Origin of the sequence: Kineosphaera limosa NBRC 100340, assembly GCF_000298215.1 — a bacterium.
Classification (GTDB): Bacteria; Actinomycetota; Actinomycetes; order Actinomycetales; family Dermatophilaceae; genus Kineosphaera; species Kineosphaera limosa.
Genome location: NZ_BAHD01000028.1, coordinates 20616 through 42131 on the forward strand (window position 1 = coordinate 20616; position 21516 = coordinate 42131).

Here is a 21516-nt window from a genome sequence, read left to right on the forward strand (position 1 = left end):
GCTGCGTCCCTTTTCGGCGCGATGGCCTGTTGAGAGGGTGCGCTCAGGCGGTGGCGCGGTCCAGATCGGTGACCGTGAGCACGAGCTCGCCCAGTTCGTCGGTCGCGTCGAGGTCGACCTCGGCGAAGATCCGCCAATCTCGGTCGCCATCGGGGTCGGCGAGGATCTGTTCGGCGAGCAGGCGCCGCCCCTCGCCGACGATGCGCAGCAGCCCGGGACCGCGGGCGTCCGGGCCGGTGCCGATGACGTCGAGCAGGTCGGTGTCGAGCTGGAGTCCGCCGTCGCTGCCCGCCACGATGTGGGCGTCGACGCCGTAGTCCGCGGCGTACTCGATGAGCCCCTCGGCCCAGTCGCGGGCATCCAAGGGCTCGGGCCCCGCCGGGCGGGTGGGCAGCCCATCGGCGGGCAAGGCTCCCGTGGCGGCTGCGGTCTCCGCGGCCGTGGGCACGGCGTCGAGCGCCGCGAGCTCCTCGACCCGACCGCGGGCCGCCAGGTCGACCCGGCGCCACAGCGCGGTGCGTACGAGCACCCGCAGGGCGCGCTCGTTGGCGCTGAGCGGGCGCGGCGAGCTCTCGCTCGGGCGCACCGGCTCGTCCAGCGGCCGATCCGGGTCCGTCAGCGCCTCCCACTCGTCCAGCAGCGAGGAGTCGGTCTGGCGCACCAGCTCACCGAGCCACTCCTGGATGTCGCGCACGTGTTCGCTCTTGGCGGCCTCGGGCACGGTCGAGCGCAGCGCCCGGTAGGCGTCGGAGAGGTACCGCAGCACCACCCCCTCCGAACGCGCCAGACCGTAGAACGCGACGAACTCCCCGAACGTCATCGCCCGCTCGTAGAGGTCGCGCACGACGGACTTGGGCGACAGGTCGTCCTCGCGGAGCCACGGGCTGGAGGCGCGGAACGTCTCGAACGCCGCGTCGAGTAGCTCGGCCAGCGGCCGCGGCCACGTGACCTCCTCGAGCAGCTCCATCCGCTCGTCGTACTCGATGCCGTCGGCCTTCATCTGCGCCACCGCTTCACCGCGCGCCTTGAACTGCTGCGCGAGCAGCACGGGGCGCGGATCGTCGAGGGTCGACTCGATGACCGAGACGACGTCGAGGGCGTAGTCGGGGCTTTCGGGGTCGAGCAGGTCGATGACGGCCAGGGCGAACGTCGACAGCGGCTGGTTGAGCGCGAAGCCGCGCTGCAGCTCCTCCACGACGCGCAGCGTGCGCCCGGTGGGGTCGGGCTCCGAGAGCTTCTCGACGACGCCGGCCTGCAGGAGGCTGCGCAGGATCTCGATGGCGCGCCGTTGCAGGTGCGCCTGGCGGCGGGGGTCCTCGTGGTTGTCGGTGAGCAGCCGGCGTAGGGCCAGCACCGGGTCGCCGGGGCGTTCGATGACGTTGAGCACGAGCCCGTGGCTGACGCGCATGCGGCTGATCAGCGGTTCGGGGGTGGCGCCGACGACCCGGTCGAAGGTCTCCTCGCCCCAGCTGACGAACCCCTCCGGGGCCTTCTTGCGTTGCACCTTGCGGCGCTTCTTCGGGTCGTCGCCGGCCTTGGCCAGCGCGCGGTGGTTCTCGATGACGTGCTCGGGGGCCTGCACGACGACGGTGCCGGCGGTGTCGAAGCCGGCCCGCCCGGCGCGACCGGCGATCTGGTGGAACTCGCGCACCTTCAGGAGGCGCTGACGGGCCCCGTCGAACTTCGTCAGGCCCGTGATGAGCACCGTGCGGATCGGCACGTTGATGCCGACGCCGAGGGTGTCGGTGCCGCAGATGACCTTGAGCAGTCCGGCCTGGGCGAGGGTCTCGACGAGGCGGCGGTACTTGGGCAGCATGCCGGCGTGGTGCACCCCGACGCCGTGGCGCACGAGCTTGGACAGGATCGCGCCGAAACCCTTGCCGAACCGGAAGCCGGCGATGCGGGCGGCGATCTCGTCGCGCTCAGCTCGGGTGGCGACCGGCACGCTGAGCAGCGCCTGGGCCCGCTCCAGCGCCGCGGCCTGGGTGAAGTGCACAACGTAGACGGGAGCCTGGTGGGTGCTCAGCAGCTCTTCGAGCGTCTCGTGCAGGGGGGTCAGGGCGTACTGAAAGCTCAGCGGCACGGGGCGCGGCGCGTCGGTGACCGCGGCGGTCGGGCGGCCCGTGCGGCGGGTGAGGTCCTCGACGAGGCCTGTCACGTCGCCGAGGGTGGCGCTCATCAGCAGGAATTGCGCCTGCGGCAGGGTCAGCAGCGGCACCTGCCAGGCCCAGCCGCGATCAGGCTCGCTGTAGAAGTGAAACTCGTCCATGACGACGCAACTGACCGGCATCGACTCGCCCTGGCGCAGGGAGAGGTTGGCGAGCACCTCCGCGGTGCAGCAGATGATCGGGGCGCTCGCATTGACCGCCGCGTCTCCCGTCAGCATGCCGACCCGGTGCGCCCCGAACGCCTCGCACAGCGCGAAGAACTTCTCCGAGACCAGCGCCTTGATGGGCGCCGTGTAATACGTCGTGCTGCCCGGCTGCGCGCCGAGGGAGAGAAAGTGCGCCGCGAGGGCGACGAGCGACTTACCCGAGCCGGTCGGTGTCGCGAGCACGACGTTCGCGCCGCTCGCGAGCTCGAGCAGCGCCTCCTCCTGGTGGGGGTAGAGCGTGAGGCCGCGACCCTGGGTCCACTCGAGGAAGGCGGCGACCGCCTCGTCGGGATCGGTCGGCGTGGTCGCCGGGAGGGTCTGCGGGGCGGGGCTCGCGTCGATGCTCATCGCCTCCCATCATCCCCCGCCGCCGTGTGATGGGATGTCGACCATGGCCGCGGCCGCTTCGTGCGCCCGCAGCCCGGGTCCAGCGAGGTCGCAGGAGTGCCGATGGATTTCGACCTCGACGAGGAGCAGCGCGCGGTCGTCGAGACGACCGCCGCCTTCGTCCGCAACGAACTCGTGCCCCACGAGGAGGAGGTCGAGCGGACCGGCCGGCTCGACCACGACGTGGCGAAGGCCTTGCGGGACAAGGCGATCCGAGCGGGTCTCTATGCGGCGAACATGCCGGAGGAGATCGGCGGGGGCGGGCTGGACACCCTCACGTGGATGCTCATGGAGCGCGAGCTCGGCCACACCGGCTACGCCCTGCAGATGTTCGCCGTCGCCCGCCCGAGCCGAATCCTGCTCGCCTGTGAGGGCGCCCAACGCGAGGACTACCTCCTGCCGACCGTGCGGGGGGAACGCGCCGAATGCCTCGCCATGACCGAGCCGGAGGCCGGGTCGGATCTGCGCGGGATGCGGACGCGGGCGGTGCGCGAGGGCGGCCCCGGCTCGGACTGGATCATCACCGGGACCAAGCACTTCATCAGCCACGCCGACGCTGCCGACTACGTCGTGCTCTTCGCGGCGACCGGCGAGGACGGGCCGGCCGATGACAGGCCACGGCGGGCCCAGATCACCGCCTTCCTCGTCGACCTCGACACCCCCGGCCTGCAGGTGCTGCCCGGCTACCGCAGCGTGTCGCATCGCGGCTACGACAACTTCGTGCTCGCCTTCGACGGGGCTCGGGTGCCGGACTCGGCCGTGCTCGGGGAGGTCGGGCAGGGCTTCGACGTCGCGAACACGTGGCTGGGGACCACGCGGCTGCAGGTGGCGGCGGTGAGTCTCGGCCGTGCGCGGCGGGCGCTCGACCTCGCCGTGCAGCACGCGGCGACCCGGCGCCAGTTCGGTACGACGATTGGGCGCAACCAGGGCGTTTCCTTCCAGCTGGCCGACATGGCGACCGCGGTGGAGGCGGCGAGCCTGCTCACGTGGCGCGCGGCCGCACTCGTCGACGCCGGCCGGCAAGACGACGCGGCGATCGCGATGGCCAAGCTCGCCGCGACCGAGACACTGGCCAAGGTCGCTGACGCCGCCCTGCAGATCCACGGCGGGATGGGCCTCATGGACGAGCTGCCACTCGAGCGCATCTGGCGCGACGCCCGCGTCGAACGGATCTGGGACGGCACCTCGGAGATCCAGCGGCACATCATCTCCCGCTCCCTCCTGCGGGCCCGCGGTGGCTGAGCAGGTGCCGGACGAGCTGGACCTGAGTCGGCTGCTCGCCCCGCGCTCTCTCGCCGTCGTCGGCGATGCGCGGCTCGGCGCGCGGGTGCTGGAGAAGACGGAGCGGCTCGGCTTCGTCGGTCCCCTGTGGGCGGTGCACCCCAGCGGGCGGGTCGGCCGACATGAGGCGGTCACGTCGGTGAGCGCGCTGCCGGAGGGTCCCGACGCGGCCTTCGTCGCGGTCCCCGCGTCGGCGGTGCCCGACGTCGTCGGTGCCCTCGCCGCGCGCAGGTGCGGCGGGGCCGTCGTCTACAGCTCCGGCTTCGCCGAGACAGGCCCGGCGGGGCGTGCCCTGCAGAGCGAGGTCCTCGAGGCCGCCGGCGCTATGCCGATCCTCGGACCGAACTGCTACGGGCTGCTGAACTACGTCGACGGGATGGCGATCTGGCCCGACGAGCACGGTGGCACGCTCCTGCCCAGTGCCGAACAGCAGCACGAACAGCGCGGTGTCGCCCTCGTCTCGCAGTCCTCGAGCATCGCGATCAGCCTGACGATGCAGGACATCGGGCTACCGCTCGCCCACGTGCTCACGGTCGGCAATGCGGCGGCACTCGGCCCGTGGCAGCTCGCCCGAGCCCTGACGCGGCGCCCCGAGGTGAGCGCGATCGGTCTCGTAGTCGAGTCGCTGCACGACCTGCGCGGGATCGAGGCCCTGGCCCGAGCCTCCCGCGAGACCGCGACACCGGTCGTCGCGCTCGTGCTCGGCCGGTCGGTGCAGGCGCAGCGCGTCGTGCTGAGCCACTCGGCTTCGATGGCCTCGGACGCCGCGGTCGGCGCGGACCTCCTGAACCGCTGCGGTATCGGCCGGGTCGAGTGCGTCGACTCCCTGCTCGGCACACTGTCGCTGCTGCACTGCGGTGGGCCGCTGTCCGGGGGCGCCCTGACGTCGCTGAGCTCTTCCGGGGGTGAGGCGGCGCTCGTCGCGGACTCCTGCGTCGAAACGGGCGTCGGCTTCGCGGATCTCTCCCCCGGCCAGCGCGACGCCCTGGGCCGGGCCCTCGGGCCGCGCGTGACGCTCGACAATCCGCTCGATTACCACACGTATGTGTGGGGCGACCTTGCGGCGATGCGGGAGACGTTCGTGGCGATGACGCAGGGGCCGGGAGACCTGCACCTCCTGTTCGCCGACATCCCGCGGGACGATCGGTGCGACCCGGGCGACTGGCTGCTGGCGACGCAGGCGTTCGCGCAGGCCCTGACGCAGACGGGGGCGCGGGGGGCACTCGTCGCTGCGATGGCCGCGAATCTGCGCGGGCAGCGCGCCGTGCAGTGGGTGCGGGACGGTCTGCCGGTGCTCGCCCCGGTCCGCGTCGCGGTCGACGCCGCGCAGGTGGCCGCCGCCATCGGGCAGGCGTGGTCACGACCTCCCGCCGAGGCGGTCCACGGCCGCGGCGACGACGCGTCGTACGGCGACGGCGGCTCGCACGGCGGGCCGCTCGGTCGCACTCACCACCTCCTGGACGAGCCCCGCGCGAAACGGCTGCTCGCGGGTCACGGCGCGCGGATCCCCGCGGGCGGGGTCGCGCAGAACGCGCAGGAGGCGGTCGAGGTCGCCGAGGTGATCCTGCGTGCGCCGCACGCGGCCCTGGACGCGAGCCGGGTAGACCTGCCGAATCAGGAGAACGCCCCGGCGCCGATTGCGCTGGTCGTCAAGGGGGTGGGCGCCGCCCACAAGACCGACCTCGACGGGGTGCGTCTCGGGCTAAGCACGAGCGACGAGGTCGCCGCGGCGGCCCGCGAGCTGCTGCGCCGGTTCGACGCCGTGCTCGTCGAGCAACTCGTCGTCGACGTCGTTGCGGAGCTCCTCGTCAGCGTCGACCTCGACCCGACGTTCGGCCCCGTGCTCACCCTCGGCTGGGGCGGCACGCGCACCGAGCTGCTCGCCGACACGTGCCGCCTCGTCCTGCCGAGCCCGCGCGCCCGGGTCCGTGAGGCGCTCCTGGGGCTGCGGTGCGCGCCGCTGCTCACCGGCTACCGCGGCAGCCCGGCGGGTGACCTCGACGCACTCCTCGATGCCGTCGAGGCGATCGTCGCCACCGCCACATCGGTCCCACCGCGCACCGTCGAGGTCAACCCGCTGCTCGTCACGTCGACCGGGGCCTGGGTCGCCGATGCCCTCGTCATCGAGGTCGGCGCGCATCCTTCGCCCGGGGGCGCAACCGAGCCCGCGGCCCAGCAGGCAGTCGACGGCACCGACCACAAGCCCTCACCCAGGCCCCCGACAGCAGGAGGACACGATGACGACTGAGCAGTCGACTCCACAGGACTGTGTGACAACACGCATCGACGGACAGGTCTTCGAGGTGACGCTCGACCGGCCGCCGGCCAACGCCATCGATCTGGCGACATCTCGCCGCCTCGGCGAGGTCTTCGCCGGGTTCCGCGACGACCCCGACCTGCGGGTCGCCGTCGTGCGCACGGCAGGCGAGAAGTTCTTCTGCGCGGGTTGGGATCTCAAGGCGGCGGCCGACGGCGACGCGGTCGACGGCGATTACGGGGTCGGTGGCTTCGGCGGGATCCAGATGTTGCCCGGTCTCGACAAGCCGGTCATCGCGATCGTCGACGGCATGGCCGTCGGCGGCGGCTTCGAGCTCGCCCTGTCGTGCGACCTCATCTATGCCTCGACCGGTGCGCGGTTCGCCCTGCCGGAGATCACCGCGGGGACGCTCGCCGACGCGGCGACCCTGCGGCTGCCGCGGCGCATTCCGTACCACGTGGCGATGGAGATGCTGCTCACCGGTCGGTGGATGGAGGCGGCCGAGGCACAACGCTGGGGCCTGGTCAACGCGGTACTCGACCCCGACGCCCTCGAGGCCGAGGTCTTCGCCGTCGCCCACCGCCTCGCGCAGGGGCCGCCGCTGGTCTACGCGGCGATCAAGGAGGTTCTTCGGGAGTCCCAGACGGCGGCGTTCGAGGACGCGATGGCGCGGATCGCCCGCAGCGACTACCCCAGCGTGCGCACCCTCTACGCCTCGCAGGACCAGCTCGAGGGGGCCCGCGCCTTTGCCGAGAAGCGCGAACCGCGCTGGCAGGGTCGCTGACCCGGCCCCGAAGCACAGGGGTCGACCCGCCGGCCGTCTCGCGGGCGACTCAAACGAGGTAGCGGTACGCGGGGCTGTCGGCGGGGATGCGTTCGACGACCAGCGAGCTCTCGTCCATCCGCTGCAACAGCCCATCGAGGTCGTCGGGGCGCCCAAGTTCGATGCCGACGAGCGCCGGCCCGGTCTCGCGGTTCGAGCGCTTGACGTACTCGAACAGGGCGACGTCGTCATCCGGGCCGAGGATGTCCTGCAAGAATCGCCGCAGCGCGCCGGGCTCCTGCGGGAAGTTCACGAGGAAGTAGTGCTTGCGGCCCTCGCTGACGAGCGAGCGCTCGACGATCTCGGCGTACCGCGAGACGTCGTTGTTGCCGCCGGAGAGCACGACGACGACATCCTGCCCAGGGTTGACCTGCACCTGGTCGAGCAACGCGGCCGAGGAGAGGGCGCCGGCCGGCTCGGCGATGATGCCGTCGACCTGGTAGAGCTCGAGCATCTCGGTGCAGATGCGGCCCTCGTCGACGGCCACGAGCTCGACCTCGGCGTCGCGAACCAGCGGATAGGTCAGGTCGCCGGCGCGGCGCACGGCCGCCCCGTCGACGAACGTCTCGATGTCGTCGAGGTCCAGCGGCTGGCCGGCCTCGATGGCGGCGGCCATGCACGCGGCGCCGGCGGGCTCGGCGCCGACGATGCGGGTCTGCGGGTGCCGACCACGCAGCCAGGTGGAGCAGCCGGCGAGCATGCCGCCGCCACCGACCGGGATGACGATGACGTCGGGAGCGTGGCCGAGTTGCTCCACGACCTCCACGACCATCGTGCCTTGACCGGCGACGGTGTCGGGGTGGTCGAAAGCCGGCACCTCGACCGCTCCGGTCTGGGCGGCATCGGCGTGCGCAGCCGCTGCGGCGTCGTCGTAGGCCTCGCCACCGACGATGATCTCGACGCTGCCGCGCCCCAGGGCGGCGATGCGGTCGCGCTTCTGTCGCGGCGTGGTGCGGGGCACGTAGACCCTGCCGGTGAGGCCGAGGGCCGCGCAGGCGTAGGCGAAGCCCTGCGCATGGTTGCCGGCGCTGGCGCAGACGACGCCGCGCTGCCGGTCGGCCGGACCGAGCTGGGAGATGAGGTTGTAGGCGCCGCGCAGCTTGTACGAGCGCACCGGCTGCAGGTCTTCGCGCTTGACCCAGACGTTGGCGCCGGTCGCGCGCGACAGGCGATCGTTACGCACCAGCGGCGTTTCGCGAATGAGCGAGCGGAGCCGCACGAAGGCGGCCTCGACGTCGATGGCGGACACGTGCTCCGCGGTCGTCGCGCTCAAGGTAGTCACCCGACGATGGTGCCCCCGCTGCCCAGCAAATGGACGCAAGTGTCCACATCCCGAGCGCAATGGGATCGACCTGCGAAACGCCGTCTCATGTCCGCGGCGCCGGCGGCCGGACCCGGGCCACCTTCTCGACGGTTGCGCCTACTGCCGACGGTTGCTGTTGCGACAGCAACCACCGGCAGGGAGGGCAACGCTCGGGAGTGGGTGGGGCGTACGGCATACTGCTGGCAGGGTTCGCCCGGCACCGCGCCGCCGGCCACGCAACCCACGGGCCCTTAGCTCAGTTGGCAGAGCAGCGGACTTTTAATCCGAAGCGCGTCGGTTCGAGCCCGACAGGGCCCACCACTGATCGGGTCGCCCGCAGCTAGACCGACCGCACCGCTCGGCAAAGCGAGCAAAATACCGCCCGCTACGCCTAGCAGCCCGGGCTCGGGGACCGCAGCCAAGGCCTTACCACTCAGAACGTCTTGGTCAGCGCGATTCCGTGGACCGTCGCGACGCCGGGCTCGGTCTCGTTCCACACGAGCATCCAACGCTGCCCACGGTCGGCGATCACGACACCCCACGCCTCCCGCGGCAACAGGTCGGTGTTGCGGAAATGGTGCTGGCGCGCACTGGCGCGCCGCTCGCGGATGTCATCGAAGCAATCCTCGATCCGCTCGACCAGATCCGTCCTGCCCTGATCCCACAGGTCGTCCAGGATCTGTTTGACGGCTGGGGACTCGCGAACCTCAGCGAACACGCTCGGACCGCCGCACGTGGCGGGTCGCCGCCTCCGGGTCGTTCATCGACGCGGTCACCTGCTGCCGCAGCTCCGGGTTCAAGAGCACCTCGTACTCGGCCTGAGTCAAAACTCGCGCCGGTTCCAGCATGAGCGTCCCACCGGGCAATTCGGTCAGCTCGAACGTTGCGTTCTTGACCGGCAGCGTCACCCGGCCCCGGCCATCAGTCGAAATCGTCGCCACGGGCCGATCATACCCAAAATCCCCATTGGGGAAATTGGTCACGGCTCCATTCACTAGCCTCTTCCCCTTCCAGACGGAAGGCCGCGGGTGCCGCGGCGGGTGGTGTCGGCGCGATCGGCGGCGGCGCGGCCGGCCAGGTGGGCGGTCACGTGGCCCTGCCCGCCCTGCTGGCCGTTGTAGTGTCGGCGGATCTTTCGCTCGGCGAGGATGGCGGCGTGGTAGGCGTCCACGGCCTCGGACTTGGCGCGCAACGCCAGGGCGGTCGTCGTCAGCGCGCGGTGGTTCGCCGTGGGCTCGGCGGCCGCGCGAGCGGCCTGCGACGCCTCCTCGGCCTCGCGTCGGGCCTCCTCCTTCTGCTCCTGCAGCAGCGCGGCGATCCGGCCGATGAAGCCGCGCTGGAAGTTGCGGCGGGCCACGCCCTTGTGCGGTCGGCCGGGCCGGTAGGCGCGGTCGGCTCGCGACCACACCCGCTGCGCGCGGGCCTCGCCCTGGTACTCACCCGTGGCCAACCACTGCTCGGCGGCGATGTTCATCTGCACGAGCAGGCTCGCGTACATCGCCTCGGCCATGTCGAGGTCGCTGGGCATGCCGTGGGCGAAAACGTGCGACCCGCTCATCGTGATGAGGCACTTCAGGTCGTTGATCTGCGCCAGAGCCAAGAACAGGTCTGCGTAGATCTTCAGCCCCGGCGTGCCGCTGGTCCCGATGTCGACGCGGCGCTCCTCCGGCTCCATCGGCCGGCCGCGTTGGGCCTGTGCGTACGCGGCCTCGGCCAGGTCGATGCCGTGCCGGGCGGCCTCGCGCTGCGCGCGCTGGAGCGAGAGTTCACGCTCGGCGGTCGTCGTGTTCGGGTCCTCGGCGCGGGCCAGCAGGTCGGCGATGAGGGCGAGTTTGGGCTGGTTCGGGCGGCCCGTCGGTGCCTGCTTCGTCTCGGTGTCGCTCATCCGTGTGTCGCTCATCGTTTGGTACTCATCGTTTCGGGTTCGTCGTCGTGGTTGTCGTCGTCGTGGTTGTCGTCGGCGTGGTTGTGGTCGTCGTGGTTGTGGTCATCCCAATCCCTCGTCGGCGTAGGCGATGCCGAGCATGGTCGCGGCGATGGGGTGGCCCGTTTGCCGCAGCAGGTCGAGCAACGCGGCCCGAAAGACCGGTCCGTGGCCGGCGACCTCCGGCGCGCCCGGACGGCTGGCCACGTGGTGGGCCAGCTCGTGCAAGACGGTGAATTCGCGCATCGCCCACTGCCCCCCGACCCGCGCCGAGGGAATGGCGATGACCGCACGGGCCTCCTCGTAGTGGGCGCTGGTGGCGCCGCGCCGCGCGCGGACGGTGACGGGATGCGGATGTCCGATGTGATCGAGGACGCCGGCGCAATAGGGGCCGATGTCCTCGACGCGGCCGAACACGACCTCCGGCTCCGGCGTCCACGCCGAACCGAACACGCGGACGCTGCCGAGCTCGGCGGTCAGGGCCGACCACCGCACCAGGCGGTCTTCGGCGGCGTAGACGGCGTCGCGGTCGGGATCAGGAGTGCTCATGACGGCAGTCAGTGTGCAACACCTCGGCCCGGCGGCGCGCCACCGGCGGAGCGCAGCTGTGGACGGCGCGAGGCCTGTGGACAGCCGAGCGACCCGATGCGAAACACTCGGACACGATCAGAGCCCACGATCAAACCAGACCCCCACCGCAACGACCACCCCGCAGCAACCACCTGGTCGACCGAAAGCGAGCCGCGTCATGGCCGTGCCCGAGGCACTCGTCGCACCCCTCCTGCGACTCACCCGCGCCAACCGCACCTTCAGCACCCGCGCGGGGGCGCAGCGGCAGATCGACCAGCGGGCGGTGCGGCCCAAGGCGTTCGGCCCGCCGCGACTGCTGCGCCGCGATGTCAACGTCGCGGTGACCCACCGCGACGGGTGGCCCGTGTACACGGTCACGCCGACCCGCGTGCGTCCCGCCGGCTGCCTCGTCTATGCCCACGGCGGCGGCTGGGTCAACGAGATCGCGCCCCAGCATTGGCAACTCGCGGCGCAGATCGCCGCGGAGGCAGGCACCACCGTCATCGTGCCGATCTACCCGCTCGTGCCGTTCGGCACGGCGGCCAAGGTCAACGCCGGCTTCGTCGCACCAGCCACGCAGGCCCGCGCCGAGCACGGCGTCCTGTGCCTGGCCGGCGACTCCGCCGGCGGGCAGATCGCGTTGTCGACGGCGCTGAGCCTGCACGATCAGCACGGCGTGACGGCGGCGACCACCATCTTGATCTCCCCCGCCCTCGACCTGTCGATCAGCAACCCCGCCGTCCCGGCGGTCCTGCCCACCGATCCCTGGCTCGGACTGGAGGGCACCCGGCATCTCATCGACGCCTGGCGCGCCGACCTGCCGCTGCACGACCCCCGCGTCAGCCCGCTGGCCGGCGACCTGACCGGCCTCGGCCCGCTCAGCGTGTACATCGGCACCCGCGACATCCTGTGGCCCGACACCCGCCTCCTGCGCGACCGCGCTCGGGCCGCCGGCGTCGCCGTCGAACTCCAGGAGGAGGAGGGGCTCGTCCACGTCTACCCGCTGCTCCCGACGCGCTCGGGTCGGGCGGCACGCGAGCGCATCGTGGCCACCGTGCGGGCGGCGCTGAACGGGGCCGATCAGCGCTGACTCAGAGCTGACTCAGAGCTGACTCAGAGCTGACTCAGCGCAGCGACAGGGCGCGCTCCCAGTAGGTGTCGACGATCGTGCGATCGCCCAACGGCGCGGCCAGCCGCACGGAGACGTTGCCGATGGGCGTGGCGCAGGCGCCGGCGGCATCGGCCGGACCCTGGGCCGCATAGATCGCGACGGCCTCGTCGGTCTCGGAGGCGAACAACCGCCAGCAGCCGCCGCGCTCGGCGACATCCCGCCGCTCGATGCCGGCGCTAATGACCCGCTTGTCGGCGCTCAGCGACGTGCGCCACAAGGGCAGTTGGGCGGCCTCGACGGCCGGCGGAACGGCGCCGCGAAAGTCCGGGGTGAAGCGCACGAGGCCCGCGTCGGTCACCGCGGGGCGCACGAGCTTGACCCGCGAATCGCGCACCGTGTACTCCCATGCCGGAAGGGTGACCTTGCCCGCGTCCGTGTCCTGGCTCATCGTCGTCGCCTTGACCGACGTCAGCACGATGTCGCGGCAGGTCTCGCACGCGGGACCCTCGATCGCGCGCATCGCCATGAACGTCTCGTACGCCGAGGCCACCGGGGCCGTGTACCGCTGCCCGTCGGGCAGCCGCACCCGCGCCTCGCTCGTGGCCCGGGGGAAGGCCTCGTGGGTCACCAGCCGGCCGGAGCGCACCGCTCGGTCGTTGTTGGCCGCCAGTGTCATCCCGTTCTCCAGCGTGGTTCTCTCCCACTCCCCGATCTGGCGGCCGGGCACGGTCACCAGGTGCTCGCCCAGCGGGGCCGTCGCGACCGGCGCACCGGTGTTCGCCGCTGCCACCAGGCCGTGCAGGCGGGCCAACTGCGCTGCGGCGAGTTGTGCGGCGGGCTGCGGCGCCCCCGCCGGTGTGGTCACCGCCGGGGCGTCGGGGGCATCGGGGGTGCCGGGGGTCTGCGTGGGGGCCTGCGTCGGGCTTGGCGTGTCGGTTGGTGACGCGGGCGACGTGGGCGGCACCGTCGCCTCTCCCCCGCGCGGCGGGTCGCTCTCCGTCGGGGCGCTGGCTACATCGCTGGGGCTCGTGTGGCCCGGGGATCCCGGTTGCGCTGCGGTGACCTTGTCGGTGGGGTCCGCGGTGAGGCGCACGACCTCGACGAGCAGTGCGACGAGCACGATCGCGGCGAGGCCCACGATGGCCACGCGCGCCCACAAGATCGCCCGGGGGTTCGGGGGCCGCCGGTGCCGCCCGGAGGATCGGGGGCGCGCCTCCTCGGGCTGCTCACCCGAGCCTTCCTGCGCTGCGTCGTCACCCTGCACCCGCCGGTCACCTCCTCGCGGTCGCGCCACCGCGCCGGGTTTCGGCGGGCAGACTTCCCCGCTGCCCCATCGGCAGGCGCCCGCCGAAACGTAGGCGAACTCGGCGAATATCGCTACCCATCAGAGGAATTCAAACACCTGTCGGCGCTCGGCCGGCACCGGCGCGCGGCCTCACTCGCGGGATTCGCTGGGATCCTCGTCGGACTCCCCGCCGGGGCCGGTATGCCGGGTGTCGGTGAGCTCGGGCCCACCGAGGGCCGTGTGCGTCCACAGGTCCACGGTCCAGCCCTCCTCCGGCGTGCCGTGCAGGGCGACCAGCGCGGTGTTCTCCAGCGGATGCTCGGCCGCATAGGTCAGGTCGATGTTGTCGGAGCGGCCCGCGACCCACATCCGGATCATCGCGCCGTGCGACACGATGACGGCCGTGCCCTCCCCGACCTGCCCGAAAGCCTCGGCGACGACCTCGTCGAAGCGGCCCAGCACCTCCCGGCCGGTCTCGGCGCCCGGCATGCGCGCGTCGAGGTCGCTCTCCCAGCCGAACACCTGCCCGACGTAGGCCTCCAGACTGGGCCGGTCGTTGGCCATCTCCAGGTCGCCGGCACCGATCTCGCGGACGCCCGGCCGGATCAGCGGCTCGAGGCCGAGCGCCTGCGCCAGCGGCGCCGCGGTCTGCTGGGTGCGCACGAGGTTCGAGACGTAGATCGCCGCAATGCTCTCACCGGCCAGGGCCGCGGGGATCGCCTGCGCCTGCGCCCGCCCGAAGTCGGTGAGGTCCGCGCCGGGTTCCGCGGTGTCCAGGTGGTGCCCGATGTTGCTGGAGGTCTGGCCGTGCCGCACGAGGAGCAGTCGCATGCCTCCATCATCACCGATGCGTGCGGACCTGCCGTGCACGGGCGAGCGACTACAGCTCCTCGTGCGGGCGCCGGGGGGCGTCGTGCGGCAGCGCGCTGAACTTCTCGACGGCCTTGGTGGAGCCGGAGATGATGAGCTCGTCACCGCGGTGGGCGATCGTGTCGAGGTCGGTGTAGGTGTACTTCTGCCCTTCGGCGCGGATGCCGACGACCGTGATGTGGTAGCGGCTGCGGACCTCGGACTCGCCCAGCGGCACGCCCCACAACACCGTCGGCGCCTGGATGCGGGCCAAGGCGTACCCCTCGAACTCCAGGTAGTCCTCCAGCGATCCGGTGATCTGGTGGGCCACGCGCTTGCCCATCGCCCGCTCGGGATAGACGACGTGATGGGCGCCGACGCGAGCGAGGATCTTGCCGTGCTTGGGGGTGATGGCCTTGGCCCAGATCTCCTCCACCCCGGCCTCCGAGAGCGCCAGCACCGTCAGCACGCTGGCCTCGATGTCGGAGCCGATCGCGACGACCGCCCGGTCGAAGGAGTCGACGCCCAACTGCCGCAACGCCTCCTCGTCGGTCGTGTCGGCCTGCACGACGTGCGTCAGCTCGGAGGCGAACCGCTGGACGAGTTCGGCGTTCTCGTCGATGGCCATCACCTCCTTGTCCATCTCGATGAGGGACAAGGCGACCGCGGAGCCGAACCGACCCAGGCCCACGACGAGAATCGATTCGGGCGAGCGGCGGGGACCACCCCGCCTTTTGCCGATAGCCATGCGAGCCCTTTCGTGTCGCGGGCGCCCCGTCAGCCGACGATCGGGCGCTCCTCCGGCAGATTGAAGTGGCGGCGCTTGTTCCGCAACGCCAAGGCCGAGGCCACGGTGATCGTGCCGACCCGGCCGACGAACATCAGCACCATGAGCAGTATCTGACCCGGAGCGTTGAGTTGCGGGGTGATGCCCAGCGACAGGCCGACGGTGCCGAAGGCCGAGACGACGTCGAAGAGCACCGCCACCAGCGGCAGGTCGGTGACGATCACCATGCCGATGGTGCCCAGAGTCACGAAGCCGACGCACAGCAGCGCCACCGACAGGGCCTGGCGCTGGGTGGCGCTGCCGATGCTGCGATGAGCGACGCGCACCTGCGGCTCACCGCGGATCTCGGCGAGGATGACGTAGCCGAGCAGGAAGAACGTCGAGACCTTCAGCCCGCCGGAGGTACCGGCGCTGCCGCCGCCGATGAACATGAGCACGATCGTCACGACGATCGTCTCGTCGTGGATGTGGGCGTAATCGACCGCGTTGAAGCCGCCGGAGCGGGGCATGACGGTGCCGGCCATCGCCGCGTTGATCTTGGTCAGCACCGACATCGGGCCGAGGGTGTCGGGATTGGTCCACTCGAAGACGATGAAGGTGACGAACCCGATGGCCGCCAACAGCAGCCACCCCCAGAAGGTGATGCGCGTGTGCACCGACCAGGAGTCCGGGCGCCGCCACGACTTCAGCAGCTCGAAGATCACCGGATAGCCCAGGCTGCCGACGAAGATCCCGAGGTACATGGGCCAGACGATGAACGCGTCGGGCACGAAGCCCATGATCGAGTCGCTCTGAATGGCGAAGCCGGCATTGGTGAACGACATGCAGGCGTAGAACACGCCGTGCCAGAGCGCGTCGAGGAGGTCGAGACCGCGGGCCAAGAAACGGACGGTGAGCACCGCGGCGATCGCCGCCTCGCACACGAGCATCAGCACGCCGATGCGCACCAACACGGTGCGCGCGTCCCCGATGTGCTTGGCCTGCTTCTCCGTCTGGGTGACCAGCGACCCCGAGAGGGCGATCTTGCCGCGCACCATGAGGGCCAGCAGCGTGGCCGCCGACATGATGCCGAAGCCGCCCATCTGGGTGAGGACGACGATGACGACCTGCCCGAACGGCGTCCAGTAGGTCGCGGTGTCGACGACCGCCAGGCCGGTGATGCAGGTCGCGGAGACGGCGGTGAAGGCCGCGGCGAGCGGGCGCACCTCGCCGGGGTGCGCGATCGGCAGCAGCAGCACGAGCGTCCCGAGGGTGATGACGGCCAGGAACGCCAGCGGCACCAGGCGCACCGGATGCAGCAGCGCGCGCTGCCACACGCGTCCCGCACTCATCCGGCCTCCTGTTGCCACTGCCCGTGTCGAACTCAGGCCCCGGCGCCCGACCGCTTGGCCGCAGCGACCGGGGCGCCGGCCCCGACCTTCTCCCCTATTCCTTCGTCTGCCCGGCCCAGAGGTTGACGCCGGAGTCGACGGCGAATTCGTCGATGGCGCGCAGTTCTTCGTCGGTGAAGGTCAGGTTGGCCAGCGCGCCGAGGTTGTTGTCGAGCTGCCGAACGCTGGAGGCGCCGACGACCGTCGAGGTCATGCGCTCGTCCCGCAACACCCAGGCGAGGGCCATCTGCGCCAGCGACTGCCCACGCTCCTGGGCGATCTGGTTGAGGCCGCGGACCCGCGCGAGGGTCTCGTCGTTGAGCTGGTCGCGCTCGAGCGAGCCGGCGCGCGAGGCCCGAGACCCCTCCGGGACGCCGTTGAGGTAGCGGTCGGTCAGCACGCCCTGCGCGAGGGCGGTGAACGCGATGCACCCCATGCCCTGCTCCTCGAGCGTGTCGAGCAGGCGCTGCTCCTCGATCCAGCGGTTGAGCATGCTGTAACTCGGCTGGTGGATGAGCAGCGGGGTGCCCAGGTCGCGGGCGATGCCGGCGGCCTCCGCGGTCTTGGTCGCCGAGTAGCTGGAGATGCCGGCGTAGAGCGCCTTGCCGGAGCGCACCGCCTGGTCCAGGGCCCGCATCGTCTCTTCGACCGGGGTGTCGGGGTCGAAGCGGTGGCTGTAGAAGATGTCGACGTAGTCGAGGCGGAGGCGGCGCAGCGACTGATCGAGGCTGGCCAGCACGTACTTGCGGGAACCGCCGCCCTGGCCGTAGGGGCCGGGCCACATGTCCCAGCCGGCCTTCGTGGAGACGATCAGCTCGTCGCGGTAGGGCGCGAGGTCTTGCCGCAGCATCTGGCCGAAGTTGATCTCCGACTGGCCGTACGGGGGTCCGTAGTTGTTGGCCAGGTCGAAGTGGGTGATGCCCGCGTCGAAGGCGCGCCGCACGATGGCTCGCTGGGTCTCGTGCGGTTTGTCGTCGCCGAAGTTCTGCCACAGGCCCAGGGAGATGACCGGCAGCTGCAGGCCGCTGCGACCGCAGAAGCGGTAGACCATCGAGTCGTATCGGGAGGGGTCCGCCGCGTAGTCGCTCATGCGCAGTTCACTCATGGCGCCCATCCTGCACCGCAACGACCACCGTGCAGGGCCAGGGGGCACGTGCCGAGCAAAGGGGCGGGCTCCCCGAGGGGTTGGGGAGCCCGCCGCTGCCCGTCGTGGACCGGGCTGCGCCGACCGTAGGCCGCGCCGCCCAAGACCAGCCTGAGAATCCCGCCTGCGAATCCGGCGGGGGTGGTGTCGAACCTCAGGCGTGGGCCAGGCTCGGGTAGAGCGGGAACTGCTTGGCGAGGGCCTCGACCTGCCCGCGCAACACCGCGGCCTTGTCGTCGTCGAAGTCGGGCGCCAGAGTCTGCGCGATGATGTCGGCGACCTGCGCGAACTCATCCGGCCCGAAACCGCGAGTGGCCAGCGCCGGGGTGCCGATGCGCAGCCCCGAGGTGACCATCGGCGGGCGCGGATCGTTGGGGACGGCGTTGCGGTTGACCGTGATACCGACTTGGTGCAGCCGGTCTTCGGCCTGCTTGCCGTCCAACTCGCTCTTGGCGAGGTCGACGAGCACGAGGTGCACATCGGTACCGCCGGAGAGCACGCTGACGCCGGCCTCCGTCATGTCGGGCTTGAGGAGGCGGTCGGCCAGCAGTTGGGCACCCTCGAGGGTGCGGCGCTGCCGATCCTTGAACTCATCGCCCATCGCGACCTTGAACGAGACGGCCTTGGCGGCGATGACGTGCTCCAGCGGGCCGCCCTGCATGCCGGGGAAGACCGCGGAGTTGATCTTCTTGGCCAGGTCGGCGTCGTTGGTGAGGATGACGCCGCCACGGGGGCCACCGAGCGTCTTGTGTGTCGTGGAGGTCGTGACGTGAGCGTGCGGCACCGGGTTGGGGTGCAGCCCCGCGGCGACGAGCCCGGCGAAGTGGGCCATGTCGACCATGAGGTAGGCGCCGACCTCGTCGGCGATCGCCCGGAAGCGCTCGAAGTCGAGTTGGCGCGGGTAGGCCGACCAGCCGGCGATGATCATCTTCGGCTGGTGCTCGCGCGCCAGCGCCTCGACCTCGTCCATGTCGACCAGACCGTCTTCGTCGACGTGGTAGGCGTGGACCTCGAACATCTTGCCGGAGTAGTTGATCCGCATGCCGTGCGTGAGGTGGCCGCCGTGGGCCAGGTCGAGCCCGAGGATCTTGTCGCCAGGCTGCAGCAGCGCGAAGAAGACGGCGGTGTTGGCCTGGGCGCCGGAGTGCGGCTGGACGTTGGCGTAGCCGGCGTCGAAGAGCTCCTTGAGTCGGTCGATGGCCAGCTGCTCGACGACGTCGACGTGCTCGCAGCCACCGTAGTAGCGCCGACCCGGATAACCCTCGGCGTACTTGTTCGTCGCCACAGACCCCTGTGCGTCGAGCACTGCGACGGGCGCAAAGTTCTCGGAGGCGATCATCTCGAGGGTGGACTCCTGCCGGTCACGCTCGGCGTCCAGCGCCTCGGCGATCTCGGGGTCCACCTCGGCCAAGGACTGATTGAGGAGGTTCATGGGCGCAGTCTGGCAGACCGGACCGACACAATTGAAGGGACGGGCCCACCTGGGCGCGGGCGCCTGCCAACCGGCTCGCGAATCCGCGGCGGGGCGTGGGAAACGACGAAGCCGCAGGCGCGAACCTGCGGCTTCAACGTGGTGGCCAGGGGCGGGGTCGAACCGCCGACCTTCCGATTTTCAGTCGGACGCTCGTACCAACTGAGCTACCTGGCCGCTGACAAGCAGAGCGACCCCGACCGGGCTCGAACCGGCGACCTCCGCCGTGACAGGGCGGCGCGCTAACCAACTGCGCTACGGGGCCTCGTGTGAGGGTGTCTCGTATCCCCAACGGGATTCGAACCCGTGCTACCGCCGTGAAAGGGCGGGGTCCTAGGCCGCTAGACGATGGGGACCTGCGATCGCTCGACAGGCCCTCGCCGCCTGCTTGTTGCGACTGCAGCTCGGATCCGTCGAGGACTTCCGAAAGCATAGGACAGAGGGGCCCACAACACCAAAACGCTTCCGCCCTCTGGCCTTGCGCCACCGTTTGCGCAGGTCACAGGCGTGCCGCTGGTGCGGAGGCGGACCGGGCGCCTCAGGCGGGGCGAGTCCAGTCCAGCAGTCGGTCCCGCTCCCACGTGGTGATGATGCGCTCGGCCGGCACCCCCAGGCGCTGGGCGCGGGCCGCCCCGTAGGCGAGAAAGTCCAGCTGGCCCGGGGCGTGGGAGTCGGTGTCGATGCTGAACAAGCAGCCGAGCTCGAGGGCGAGGGTGATGAGCTCGTCGGGCGGGTCGCAGCGCTCGGGTCGGGAGTTGATCTCGACCGCCACGTCGTGCTCCGCGCAGGCCGTGAAGACGGCGCGCGCATCGAACGAGCTGGGCGGCCGGGTGCCGCGGGCGCCCTCGACGAGGCGGCCGGTGCAGTGGCCGAGCACGTTGGTGCGGGGGTTGCGGACCGCGCCGAGCATCCGCTTGGTCATGACCTCCGCCGGACTGCGCAGCTTGGAGTGCACCGAGGCGACGACGACGTCGAGGCGATCCAGCAACTCCGGCTCCTGGTCGAGGGTGCCGTCGTCGAGGATGTCGACCTCGATGCCCGACAGAAGCGTGAACGGCTGGTCGCGCAAGTGGGCGTCGATGGCGGCCACGACCTGCAGCTGCTGCTCCAGCCGCTGCGGCGAGAGCCCGTTGGCCACGCGCAGGCCCCGAGAGTGATCGGTCAGCGCCAAGTACTCGCGGCCCAACTCCATCGCGGTGGCGACCATCTCTTCGATCGGCGAGCCGCCGTCGGACCAGTCGGAGTGGGCGTGCAGGTCGCCGCGCAGTTGGGCGAGCAGCGCCTGCCCGCCCTCGACGAGCGGCTCGGCGGCGCCGGAGGACTCGAGGTCGAGGAGGTAGTCGGGTCGCCGGCCGGCGAGCGCCTGCGCGATGACCTTGCCGGTGCTGGCGCCGATGGCGGGCAGGTCGGTCAGGGTGCCGGCCGTCGCGCGCTGCTCGAGTTCATCGCGCGGGGTGCGGACGAGGGTGGCGGCGGCCTTGCGAAACGCCTCGATCCGGCGGGTCTGGCCGCGGGTGCGCTCCATGAGAAACGCAATACGTCGCAGCGCGTCGATCGGCTCGATCGGCTGTTCGCGCAGACTCTTGGGCATGCGCCCAACAGTAGGGGGCGACGCGCGGAGGGCGAGTTGCCTATCTCACGGTAACGCCGGCCTTTTTTCCGCGCGGGCACCCGGCATTAGTCGCTATAAGCGCAGACCTGGGCGTCGGCAGCGCTTCACAGTTGGACGCCCGACTACGAGAAACCCCCGCTCACCTGCAGTGATGCAGTTGAACTCATGGTTTTCACGGGTTACCTTCATGTAGGTAGACGTCAGTCTTGGGGGCCCCCGCGGACACGGTGGCAATCTGGCGTGCGCCAGGGAGGGAACCACACAAAGGGAGGGCCATGTCTCGGCCGATGTCTGCCACAGAGCGGGCCTACCACGTGACGCGCGCACGTATTTTGGACGGCGTTCTGGCCGGCGGCGATGTCATCACCGAGGGACAGGTATCCAGTTCCCTGGGTATTTCCCGCACCCCCGTTCGTGAAGCTTTCTTGCGCTTGCAGGCCGAGGGCCTGCTGCAGCTGTACCCCAAGCGCGGAGCCGTCGTCGTCCCCGTCTCCCTCGAGGAGGCCACCTCGGTGATGGAGGCCCGCGAGATCATCGAGACCCACGCCGCCACCAAGCTGCTGACCGCCGCCGACACCCTGCCCCGCGCCCTCCTGGACTCCCTGTGGGAGCGGTGCGCCGAACAGCAGCGCTTCGCCCACGCCGGCGATCACGTCGAGTTCATGGAGTCGGACACGCTCTTTCACCTGACGATCGTGCAGTCCGGCGAGAACCCCTTTTTCGTCGACCTGCTACGCAACCTGCGCGACCACCAGCGCCGGCTGAGCACGAGCGCCAGCCAGGACGGGATCGTCGAGCGAATGCTCGCCGCCCAGCGTGAACACGTCGGTCTCGTCGAACGCCTCGAGAAGGGCGACCTGGACCTCTACCTCTCGGGCCTGCGCGCGCACCTGCGCGCCGGACGGGCCCGCCTGCTCGCGGCCGCCAACGGCCGCTGACGGGCTGCTGACGGGGCTGCTGACACCCTG

Annotated in this window: 18 protein-coding genes and 4 tRNA genes; 6 read left to right on the plus strand and 16 right to left on the minus strand. The window is 71.0% G+C overall.

All coding sequences use genetic code 11. The annotated features are described in order from the left end of the window. Positions 1-43: 43 nt before the first annotated feature. Entirely contained in the window at positions 44-2722 is a 2679-nt protein-coding gene (locus KILIM_RS09225; RefSeq protein WP_006592398.1) for a DEAD/DEAH box helicase, read from the minus strand. 102 nt (positions 2723-2824) lie between these two features. On the opposite strand from KILIM_RS09225, the gene KILIM_RS09230 reads away from it, so the two are divergent. The 3 genes from KILIM_RS09230 to KILIM_RS09240 are packed head-to-tail and all read left to right on the plus strand — an operon-like array spanning position 2825 to position 7083. Then, a complete protein-coding gene (locus tag KILIM_RS09230) occupies positions 2825-4003 on the plus strand; it encodes an acyl-CoA dehydrogenase family protein (RefSeq protein ID WP_006592399.1) in 1179 nt (392 codons plus the stop codon). Beyond that, on the plus strand, positions 3996-6290 hold the full coding sequence (locus KILIM_RS09235; protein WP_006592400.1) for an acetate--CoA ligase family protein: 2295 nt from the start codon (positions 3996-3998) through the stop codon (positions 6288-6290). The genes KILIM_RS09230 and KILIM_RS09235 overlap by 8 nt, the downstream gene beginning before the upstream one ends. Then, entirely contained in the window at positions 6280-7083 is an 804-nt protein-coding gene (locus tag KILIM_RS09240) for an enoyl-CoA hydratase-related protein (RefSeq protein WP_006592401.1), read from the plus strand. The genes KILIM_RS09235 and KILIM_RS09240 overlap by 11 nt, the downstream gene beginning before the upstream one ends. Before the next feature lie 49 nt (positions 7084-7132). Here the strand turns inward: KILIM_RS09240 and ilvA are convergent, their stop codons facing one another. Further along, positions 7133-8395: a threonine ammonia-lyase IlvA gene (gene ilvA, locus KILIM_RS09245; RefSeq protein WP_006592402.1), complete on the minus strand. Its 1263-nt coding sequence runs from the start codon at positions 8393-8395 to the stop codon at positions 7133-7135. Between the two features lie 275 nt (positions 8396-8670). Between ilvA and KILIM_RS09250 the strand changes: the two genes are divergently transcribed. Further along, positions 8671-8746: transfer RNA gene (locus tag KILIM_RS09250), tRNA-Lys, on the plus strand. A 112-nt stretch (positions 8747-8858) separates the two neighbouring features. Here the strand turns inward: KILIM_RS09250 and KILIM_RS09255 are convergent. From KILIM_RS09255 to KILIM_RS09270, 4 genes are all read right to left on the minus strand, one after another. Then, positions 8859-9143 carry a hypothetical protein gene (locus KILIM_RS09255; RefSeq protein ID WP_006592403.1) on the minus strand — a complete coding sequence of 95 codons (285 nt, stop codon included), beginning with the start codon at positions 9141-9143 and terminating at the stop codon, positions 8859-8861. After that, positions 9133-9408, minus strand: a complete 276-nt coding sequence (locus KILIM_RS09260) for a hypothetical protein (protein ID WP_157551611.1) — start codon at positions 9406-9408, stop codon at positions 9133-9135. The genes KILIM_RS09255 and KILIM_RS09260 overlap by 11 nt, the downstream gene beginning before the upstream one ends. A gap of 11 nt (positions 9409-9419) precedes the next feature. Beyond that, on the minus strand, positions 9420-10325 hold the full coding sequence (locus KILIM_RS22280; RefSeq protein WP_006592405.1) for a DUF7168 domain-containing protein: 906 nt from the start codon (positions 10323-10325) through the stop codon (positions 9420-9422). A gap of 87 nt (positions 10326-10412) precedes the next feature. After that, the gene (locus KILIM_RS09270; RefSeq protein WP_006592406.1) at positions 10413-10898 is read right to left on the minus strand and encodes a TIGR04338 family metallohydrolase; all 486 of its coding nucleotides are present in this window, start codon (positions 10896-10898) and stop codon (positions 10413-10415) included. Between the two features lie 199 nt (positions 10899-11097). Here KILIM_RS09270 and KILIM_RS09275 point away from each other — a divergent pair, with 199 nt between their 5' ends. Further along, positions 11098-12009, plus strand: a complete 912-nt coding sequence (locus KILIM_RS09275; protein WP_006592407.1) for an alpha/beta hydrolase fold domain-containing protein — start codon at positions 11098-11100, stop codon at positions 12007-12009. 34 nt (positions 12010-12043) lie between these two features. On the opposite strand, the gene KILIM_RS09280 is transcribed toward KILIM_RS09275, so the two are convergent. The 10 genes from KILIM_RS09280 to KILIM_RS09325 form a co-directional block, all read right to left on the minus strand. Continuing rightward, complete coding sequence (locus KILIM_RS09280) at positions 12044-13294, minus strand: hypothetical protein (RefSeq protein WP_006592408.1); 1251 nt, start codon at positions 13292-13294, stop codon at positions 12044-12046. Between the two features lie 171 nt (positions 13295-13465). Further along, the gene (locus KILIM_RS09285; protein ID WP_006592409.1) at positions 13466-14146 is read right to left on the minus strand and encodes a histidine phosphatase family protein; all 681 of its coding nucleotides are present in this window, start codon (positions 14144-14146) and stop codon (positions 13466-13468) included. Positions 14147-14195: 49 nt separating this feature from the next. Then, positions 14196-14912, minus strand: a complete 717-nt coding sequence (locus tag KILIM_RS09290; protein ID WP_006592410.1) for a potassium channel family protein — start codon at positions 14910-14912, stop codon at positions 14196-14198. A gap of 29 nt (positions 14913-14941) precedes the next feature. Beyond that, positions 14942-16282 carry a TrkH family potassium uptake protein gene (locus tag KILIM_RS09295; RefSeq protein ID WP_006592411.1) on the minus strand — a complete coding sequence of 447 codons (1341 nt, stop codon included), beginning with the start codon at positions 16280-16282 and terminating at the stop codon, positions 14942-14944. 94 nt (positions 16283-16376) lie between these two features. Further along, a complete protein-coding gene (gene mgrA, locus KILIM_RS09300) occupies positions 16377-17426 on the minus strand; it encodes an L-glyceraldehyde 3-phosphate reductase (protein ID WP_006592412.1) in 1050 nt (349 codons plus the stop codon). Positions 17427-17619: 193 nt separating this feature from the next. Continuing rightward, positions 17620-18897, minus strand: a complete 1278-nt coding sequence (gene glyA / locus KILIM_RS09305) for a serine hydroxymethyltransferase (RefSeq protein ID WP_006592413.1) — start codon at positions 18895-18897, stop codon at positions 17620-17622. A 139-nt stretch (positions 18898-19036) separates the two neighbouring features. Beyond that, a tRNA-Phe gene (locus KILIM_RS09310) sits at positions 19037-19113 on the minus strand. 14 nt (positions 19114-19127) lie between these two features. After that, positions 19128-19201, minus strand: a tRNA-Asp gene (locus KILIM_RS09315). Between the two features lie 18 nt (positions 19202-19219). Continuing rightward, a tRNA-Glu gene (locus tag KILIM_RS09320) sits at positions 19220-19292 on the minus strand. A gap of 182 nt (positions 19293-19474) precedes the next feature. Next, the gene (locus KILIM_RS09325; protein ID WP_006592414.1) at positions 19475-20527 is read right to left on the minus strand and encodes a PHP domain-containing protein; all 1053 of its coding nucleotides are present in this window, start codon (positions 20525-20527) and stop codon (positions 19475-19477) included. A 308-nt stretch (positions 20528-20835) separates the two neighbouring features. Here KILIM_RS09325 and KILIM_RS09330 point away from each other — a divergent pair, with 308 nt between their 5' ends. Then, positions 20836-21486 (plus strand): GntR family transcriptional regulator, encoded by a 651-nt coding sequence (locus KILIM_RS09330; protein WP_157551612.1) that lies wholly within the window; start codon positions 20836-20838, stop codon positions 21484-21486. The last annotated feature ends 30 nt before the right edge of the window (positions 21487-21516 follow it).

Coding starts and splice junctions, on each gene's coding strand:
- KILIM_RS09230 (WP_006592399.1), top strand. CDS start 2,825: ATGGATTTCGACCTCGACGAGGAGCAGCGCGCGGTCGTCGAGACGACC.
- glyA (WP_006592413.1), bottom strand. CDS start 18,897: ATGAACCTCCTCAATCAGTCCTTGGCCGAGGTGGACCCCGAGATCGCC.
- KILIM_RS09225 (WP_006592398.1), bottom strand. CDS start 2,722: ATGAGCATCGACGCGAGCCCCGCCCCGCAGACCCTCCCGGCGACCACG.
- KILIM_RS09290 (WP_006592410.1), bottom strand. CDS start 14,912: ATGGCTATCGGCAAAAGGCGGGGTGGTCCCCGCCGCTCGCCCGAATCG.
- mgrA (WP_006592412.1), bottom strand. CDS start 17,426: ATGAGTGAACTGCGCATGAGCGACTACGCGGCGGACCCCTCCCGATAC.
- KILIM_RS09285 (WP_006592409.1), bottom strand. CDS start 14,146: ATGCGACTGCTCCTCGTGCGGCACGGCCAGACCTCCAGCAACATCGGG.
- KILIM_RS09240 (WP_006592401.1), top strand. CDS start 6,280: ATGACGACTGAGCAGTCGACTCCACAGGACTGTGTGACAACACGCATC.
- KILIM_RS09270 (WP_006592406.1), bottom strand. CDS start 10,898: ATGAGCACTCCTGATCCCGACCGCGACGCCGTCTACGCCGCCGAAGAC.
- KILIM_RS09325 (WP_006592414.1), bottom strand. CDS start 20,527: ATGCCCAAGAGTCTGCGCGAACAGCCGATCGAGCCGATCGACGCGCTG.
- KILIM_RS09275 (WP_006592407.1), top strand. CDS start 11,098: ATGGCCGTGCCCGAGGCACTCGTCGCACCCCTCCTGCGACTCACCCGC.
- KILIM_RS09330 (WP_157551612.1), top strand. CDS start 20,836: ATGTCTGCCACAGAGCGGGCCTACCACGTGACGCGCGCACGTATTTTG.
- KILIM_RS09295 (WP_006592411.1), bottom strand. CDS start 16,282: ATGAGTGCGGGACGCGTGTGGCAGCGCGCGCTGCTGCATCCGGTGCGC.
- KILIM_RS22280 (WP_006592405.1), bottom strand. CDS start 10,325: ATGAGCGACACACGGATGAGCGACACCGAGACGAAGCAGGCACCGACG.